The following is a 6,881-nucleotide window of genomic DNA, read 5'->3' as shown; positions in this document are numbered from 1 at the left end:
ACGTCTTCCGCGGCCTCATGCGCTGGGGATTCAGCATGATCGTCATCGCACCCCTGCTCACCTGGCTGATCTTCCTCGCGCCCAGCTGGTCCTGAGCCCGCGGCCAATTCTGTATCGACCTTAAGGCCGATATCAGGCAGCCTTTTCGAAACTATGTTCCCTTGAGGGTTGTGACTCCAGGTTTGTCTGAGGTAGAACTGACCTGGAGTTACGCAAGTCGCACCCGGCTGAAGACGTCGGCGAGCCGTACCGGAAGAGGGCCGATCGCGGCCGCCCGTGAACGCTCGCCCCGTCGGCAGCCGCCATGCCGCCCTGGAGTCCGCCGGAAGGCTTACTCCGGCACCCCCGAGGAGCCTCGTGCCGAGCTTGCTGCTGCCCATGTCCAGACATATCCCGTTTCTGGCGGTGCTGGTGCCCGCCATCGCCCTACGGGGACTGGCGATCCACGGCTACCCGCCCGCCCTGTTCTTCTGGGCAGACTCCTTCACCTATCTCAGGTCCGCGGCCGAACCCGTCCCTGGAACGTTCCGGCCGCTCGGATACTCCTTATTCCTGGCCGTGCTCGGCCCGGGGCAGAGCCTGGCGCTGGTGACGACCGTCCAGCACCTGCTCGGCCTGGGCCTGGCGGTGGCGGCGTACGCGCTGCTGCGCCGGCACGGCCTGCCCGGCTGGGGCGCGACGCTCGCGGTCACGCCCGTGCTGTACGACGAGTTCCTGATCCTGCTGGAGCACATGATCATGGCGGACGCCCTGTTCACCGTGCTGGCCACGGGCGGGATCGTGCTCCTGCTGCGCCGGATCACGCCCGTGTCGGGGGCCTGCGCCGGGCTGCTGCTCGCGCTGGCCACGCTCACCAGGACGATCGGCGCGGTCGTCCTGCTCCTCGCCGCCGCCTACCTGCTGTGGCGCGGCCGGCAGGCCCTCATCCCCCACCTGCTCGCGGCCGGCGCGCCGCTCCTCGCCTACGCCTGCTGGATGGCGGCCACGAGCGGCACCTTCGGGCTCACCAAGTCCGAGGGCATCTTCCTGTGGTCGCGCACGATGAGCTTCGCCGACTGCTCGGTGATCAAGCCCGAGCCCCGGCTGGCGGTCCTGTGCCCCGACCAGCCCGTCGGCGAGCGACCGGCGGCGCCGTTCTGGCTGTGGCAGCCGGCGTCGCCCCTGTACAAGGTGCCGGGCGAGGACAGGAACGCCCTGGCCGGCCAGTTCGCCCGTACGGCCCTCGCCGCCCAGCCCGGCGACTACCTCGCCGCGGTCGGCAGGGACATGCGCTGGCTGCTGCGCTGGGAACGCACCACCGACAGAAGCGTCGCCGTCAGGAAGACCAACCCGTACTGGTTCCCCTTCGAGCCGCGGCCGCTCAAGGACGGCGCGGCCGCCGCCTACGAGGGCGAACCGCTCCGGCCGCGCATCGCCGAGCCGTACGCCGGCCTGCTCCGCGCCTACCAGCGTTTCGGCTACCTGCCGATCCCGCTGCTGCTCGTGCTGCTCGCCGGCGCCCTGGCCACGGCGCTGATACGGCGCCGCCACGACGCTCTGCTGCCCGCGCTCGCGGCCACCGCGCTCATTCTGGCCCCGCTCTTCACCGCCGGCTTCGACGTGCGCTACGTCGTCCCGGCCATCCCGCTGGTCTGCGTGGCGGCCGGGCTCGCGGTGGTGCGGGGCGGACAACCCCGGGACGTTGCCCGCCCGTGAGCGCGTTCTAGTGGCAGTACGCGAGGATGCTCAACGAACTGAACACCACCTCGACCGAGGTGGCTTCCGTCGTCAGGGTCTGCAGTTCGAGGACCTGAGCCATGTTGTTCACCTCCTTCACGCGTGGGCAGGGAGCGGACCGGTCGCTGTGGTGACCGGCCCGAGCAGGGGGAGGACCTCGCGGGGCGTGGCGGCGGGCAGGACGAGCAGCACGCCGGCCGACCCCGTGGCCAGGTCCATGGACAGTCGCAAAAGCTGGTCTCCGGGAAAGGCGAGATGGCCCTCCCAGGCGGACGCGTGCCAGAGGAGACCGGCGGGATCGGCCTCGCCGTCCCCGGTGGCGCGCTGAGCGTGGATGATGCCGGCCCGGCCGGTGAACAGGCCCGCGTGCGTGGTCATCGGCACGTCGCAGGCGCGGCGCAGGTCGTGCCCGGCCTGAGCCAGTTCCTCGTCGGCGCGGTGACGCAGCAACCGGTTCACGGCGACGGCGAGGCCCGCGCTGCCGCCGGCCAGGTAGGGCAGGAGCCGGCCGTCGTGGTTCACCTGGAGGGCTCCGGCGCCGTCGCGCTCGCAGGACGACAGGTCACGGCGGATGGCCGCGGCCGCCGGGTCGAGCCAGGCGGCGTCGCCGGTCACCTCGTACAGGCGCGCGAACGTCATGGCCTCACCGGCGCCGCCGTGCATGAGACCGGGGACAGCGGGCCGCGCGGAGGTGCCGGCCAGCTGTTCGGCCGCGGCGAGCGCGTGGCCGAGCAGTTCGCGTTCGCCGCCCTCCTCGGCGAAGTACACCAGGGACAGGATGGCTCCGGCGAGCCCGCCGTACAGATGACGCGTCGTCATGGGCAGCCGGAGGGCGCGGTCGAGCACGCGTCGCGCGTCGTGGTGACGGCCCAGCCGGTGCAGGGTCCAGGCGGCGCCGTGCAGGCCGTCGTAGAGACCGGGGCGAGGGTGTTCGAGGCGCAGCGCGCGCCGGGCCAGCCAGTCAAGATGATCATCCGGTACGGCGACGCCGCATGCGTGCAAGGCGTGCACCACACCGGCCGCGCCGTGCGCCAGCCCGATGCCGCCGTCGTGGAACTGCTCGGGGTCGCCGGGATAGAGCCGGTCGTCGCGGCCGGGTGTGGCACTGGCGAGGATGCCCCGGGCGACGGACGCCTGGACGGCGTCCCAGCCGGGCGGGTCCGCGACCGGCGGGGACGCTGCCACGCTACGGCCGTCCGACGCCGGCAGATGATCGCGGACGCGCTCCGCGAAGCCCTCAGGCAGGGGGAACGTGCTCGTGGCGACGTCCAGGAGCTGTTCCAGCTTGCCGGGGTCGCGGTCGAGCAGCATGGTCAGCGGCGCGAACAACCACAGCAGCAGCCGCCCGAACGCGTGCCGGTCGATGTCGGGCCCGCGCAGGTACGGCGGGGCCGCGAAGCCCGGCGCGCCCATCACCGCCGCCTGGGTCTCGCCCACGGGGAAGGCCGCTTCGAAGTCGACGAACGCCAGGCCGGAGCCGGCCCGGACGATGATGTTGTGCGGGTGCAGGTCGCCGTAGACGATCCCGGCCTCGTGCACTTCTCGCAGCATGTCCTCCACCCGCCGGGCCTGCTCCAGCGCCCAGACCGTGTATGAACGGGCCCCGCCGGGCGCGTGGCCCCTGGGCTTGATGCCGGGAAAGCGGAGGTTGAAGGTGGTGTACAGGGACTTGCCGGGGATGTACTCCATGATCAGGAAGTGGTGCTCCCACCACGTGCGGTAGTCGTACACGGCGGGGACGAACCCCAGTGGCGCGAGACGGCGCAGGGTGTCGTGCTCACGCTGGAGCCGGGTGACGGCGTCCGCGCCGCCGCCGTCCAGGCCCGCGAGCGGGCGCGCCTCCTTCAGCAGCACCCGCGTGCCGGTGCGGCGATCCCGGCCGACGTAGACGCCTCCGCCGTTGGAGTGATGCAATGCCTGGTCGACCTGGTAGGGGAAGTCGTCCTGGCGTCCGGCGTCCCGCTCCGCCATGCGGCTGGTGAGGAACCCGGGCACCGGAGCCCAGGACGGCGGGCGGAAGCACGGCTCACGGGAGTCGGGCACCAGCCGGCCGCCGGGATCCTCGACAGCCGGGACGGTCCGGCCGTCGGCGCCGACGCAGTGGCGCTGCCGGAACCCCCCGTACCGGACGAACACCGGCGCCTCGTCCCAGCGCAGGTCGGTCAGGATGTACGGGCCGCGCCGGTCGCGCAGCAGAGCCGACAGCTCTTCCAGGGTTCGCCGGAGCTCGGCCGCCGGCGGGTAGACGGTGATCAGTTTGCCGCTGGACGAACGGGGCGCGTACTTGGCGTTGGTCAGGTGCAGCGCACGGCGGCCGCGCAGGAACTTGAACGCCAGCCGGCGGCGCACGCAGTAGTCGAAGACCTCTTCCACCGTCGTGTGCGCGTCGGCGAGCGTGGCCGAGACGTGGACCTTCCACCCCTGGTCGGGCAGCGGCTCGCCGCCCGGGAACAACTCCACCCACAGTCCGCTGTGCGACAACTGCCAGCCGGGTGGCGGACGGTCGGCCTGAGCGAACCGGTCGTCGTCGTCGTCCAGATGCTCGGGTGCCTCGTAGAAGGTCTCATCGGCCTGGGAGAACAGCGCGTACCGGGTGAACTGCTCGATCATGACACCGCTCCCGTCGGGGTGACGACAAGCCGTTCCGGGCAGCGCACGGTCGCCTGCGGCCGGTAGCGCACCGGCGTCTCCAGCCGCAGCGACGGCAACCGGCGGGCCGCGGTGTCCAGCGCCGCCGAGAGCGTGGCCTTGGCGGTGAGCGAACCCAGGCAGGCGTGCGGGCCCCAGCCGAGTGCCAGGTGCGGGTTCTGCGCGCGATCCAGCATCAGCTCTTCCGGGCGCTCGAAGCGGGCGGGGTCGCGGTTGGCGGCGGCCAGCAGGAGCAGGACGATCTCACCGCGGCGTACGACGCGCCCGCCGACCTCGCCGTCGCAGGCGCAGATCCGCGCCAGCCCGTGTACGGGTCCGGCGTAGCGCAGCAGCTCGTTCAACGCCGTCCCGTCGAGTGCCCGTGCCGGATGGACGCCGGCCTCCTGCAGGGCGACGAAGGCGTTCGCGGCGGTGGCGTAGCTGGAGGTGTATCCGGCTGACAGAAATATCCGGACGCTGTGCCGTACCCACGAAGGCATCACCCCGGCGGGGGCGGGATCGCGGCTGAGGGCGCCCAGCAGTCCGGGCGCGTCCGGGCGGGCGCCGTCGAGCAGCCTGCCCACCAGGTCGCTCAGCTCGCCGCGCGCCCGCGCCGCCGCCCGCGCGCGCTCGGCGTCGAGGTGGGTGTCCATGCTGTACGCGACGGCCTCCGCGATGGCGCCGAGCTCGGCCAGGTCGCCTTCGGGCACCCCCAGCAGTTCGCCGACCGCGCTCATCGCCAGCGGCGCGAGGAAGTCGCCGATCAGGTCCGGCCGTGTCGATGTCATGAGGCGGCCGGCCAGGTGGTCCGCCCGTCGCGTCAGCTCGCGGGCGAGCGCCTCGTGGTTCTGCGTCCGGTACGCCGTCATCAGCAGGTTCCTGAGCGGGCCATGCCGGGGCGGATCGAGGTTCTGCACGCTCGCCAGCGCCTCGTCCATCGCGTAGCCCGCCGCGGCCGGATCGGCGGTGAAGCGTTCCGGCTCCCGCAGGATCGCCACGCAGTCGGCGTGGCGGCTGATCAGCCAGCAGCCCATGCGCTCGCTCCAATGGACCGGCTCCCGTTCACGCAGCCCGGCATAGAACGCGTACGGGTCGGCCAGGACCCGGGGCGACAGCAGGTCGGCGTCGAGCACGGAACTCATCGGCTCACCTCGGGCTTCATCGTCACGAGCGGGCCGGCGCCGCGCAGGGCGCGCGAGCCGGTGAGCACCAGCGCCAGCGCGGCGACCGTCCCCCCGAGGACCAGGAACGGCAGGGCGTGGCCACCCGCGTCCGCCAGCGCGCCCGCGGCGAACAGCCCCAGCGGGGCCACCGAGCCGGCCACCAGCGCCCACGCGTTCTGGGCCCGTCCCTGCAGATGGTCAGGGGTGCGCAGGGCCTGCGCCGAACCGGCGACGACCACCGCGACCGGCGCCAGCGCGCTGCTCAAAGCGAGCAGGACCGCGATCAGCACGGGATTCAGCGTGGTCGCCAGCAACGCGATCAATATGCCCGACAGCCAGCTCACCCCGAGCAGAACGCGGCCGGGCGGCATCCGCTTCTGCACGTGGGCGGCCACTACCGCTCCCGCCAGCGCCCCCAGACCCGGCACCGCGACCACGATCCCGATCATCACCGAGGAGACGCCCGCCGCGGCGGTGGCCGTGACCACCGCCACGTACACGCCGCTGAACGCGAGGTTCAGGGTGGCCGCGATGATCACCGCCGGACGCAGGAAGGGCTCGCGCACCAGGAAGACCAGTCCGGCCACGACCTCGCCCGGACGCAGGCGGGGCCGCCGTCGCGGAGCTATGCGCTGCGGAGTGCGCAGCCGGGACACGAACACCGCCGACGCCAGGCACGCCACGGCGTCCAGCAGGAACGGCGCGGCCGGCCACAGCGCGAAGAGCAGCCCGCCGAGCGGCGGCCCCGCCAGGGTGACGACCGCCAGCCTGCCCTGCATGAAGGCGCCCGCGGTCGGAAGATCCTCATCGGGTACGGCCCGGCGCAGCGCGGCCGCCGCCGCACCGGTGAACAGGCTGGACAACGCGCTGATCACCGCCATCATCACGGCGAACAGGACCAGGTCGCCGTCGCCCGCGACCACGACGAGCGCGAAGGCGCCCATGATCGCCGCGCGCGCCACGTCGGAGCCGACCATCAGGACGCGGCGGTCGTAGCGGTCCGCGACGAACCCCGCGGGCAACCGGGCCGCCATGGTGGCCACCACGATGACCGCCATCAGCACACCGGCCGCGGTGGCCGAGCGCCCATCCGTGATGACCAGCAGCGGCAGCGCGAAACCGGACGCTGTGCTCCCCAGACCGGACACGGCCTGGGCGAGCCACAGTGCCCGGAAATCGTGGTTCCACAACGCGCCCGTACGGTGCACCTGATCCACACCCTCTCCGTGACAGGTGACGCACTTCTGGCCGAGCCATGCGATGGAACAGGATGAACGGAACGCGGGACGGAGCCCGCGCGACCAGCTACACCGAAAGCTTCGGGCACGTCGCGGCGGAGGCCACAACTCTGGTTGGTGGTCGCCGAACTTCAGG

4 protein-coding genes are annotated in these 6,881 nt (G+C 72.5%); 1 reads left to right on the top strand and 3 read right to left on the bottom strand.

Features of this window, described 5'->3' with window-relative positions; all coding sequences use genetic code 11:
* Window positions 1-378 precede the first annotated feature (378 nt).
* Window positions 379-1,695, top strand: a complete 1,317-nt coding sequence (locus tag ACIBI5_RS52190) for a hypothetical protein (RefSeq protein WP_397258970.1) — start codon at window positions 379-381, stop codon at window positions 1,693-1,695.
* A 117-nt stretch (window positions 1,696-1,812) separates the two neighbouring features.
* Here ACIBI5_RS52190 and lanKC read toward each other — a convergent pair whose 3' ends face one another.
* From lanKC to ACIBI5_RS52175, 3 genes are read right to left on the bottom strand one after another with little or no spacing between them, the layout of a single operon-like run.
* Entirely contained in the window at window positions 1,813-4,326 is a 2,514-nt protein-coding gene (gene lanKC, locus ACIBI5_RS52185) for a class III lanthionine synthetase LanKC (RefSeq protein WP_397258968.1), read from the bottom strand.
* Window positions 4,323-5,486, bottom strand: a complete 1,164-nt coding sequence (locus tag ACIBI5_RS52180; RefSeq protein WP_397258966.1) for a cytochrome P450 — start codon at window positions 5,484-5,486, stop codon at window positions 4,323-4,325. Before ACIBI5_RS52180 ends, lanKC begins: the two co-directional genes overlap by 4 nt.
* On the bottom strand, window positions 5,483-6,724 hold the full coding sequence (locus ACIBI5_RS52175) for an MFS transporter (RefSeq protein ID WP_397258964.1): 1,242 nt from the start codon (window positions 6,722-6,724) through the stop codon (window positions 5,483-5,485). Before ACIBI5_RS52175 ends, ACIBI5_RS52180 begins: the two co-directional genes overlap by 4 nt.
* Window positions 6,725-6,881: the final 157 nt, after the last annotated feature.

This window comes from Nonomuraea sp. NPDC050540 (assembly GCF_044457485.1).
Classification (GTDB): Bacteria; Actinomycetota; Actinomycetes; order Streptosporangiales; family Streptosporangiaceae; genus Nonomuraea.
Note: the sequence above shows the minus strand (reverse complement) of the source record. Positions and strands in the feature narration are given on the sequence as shown.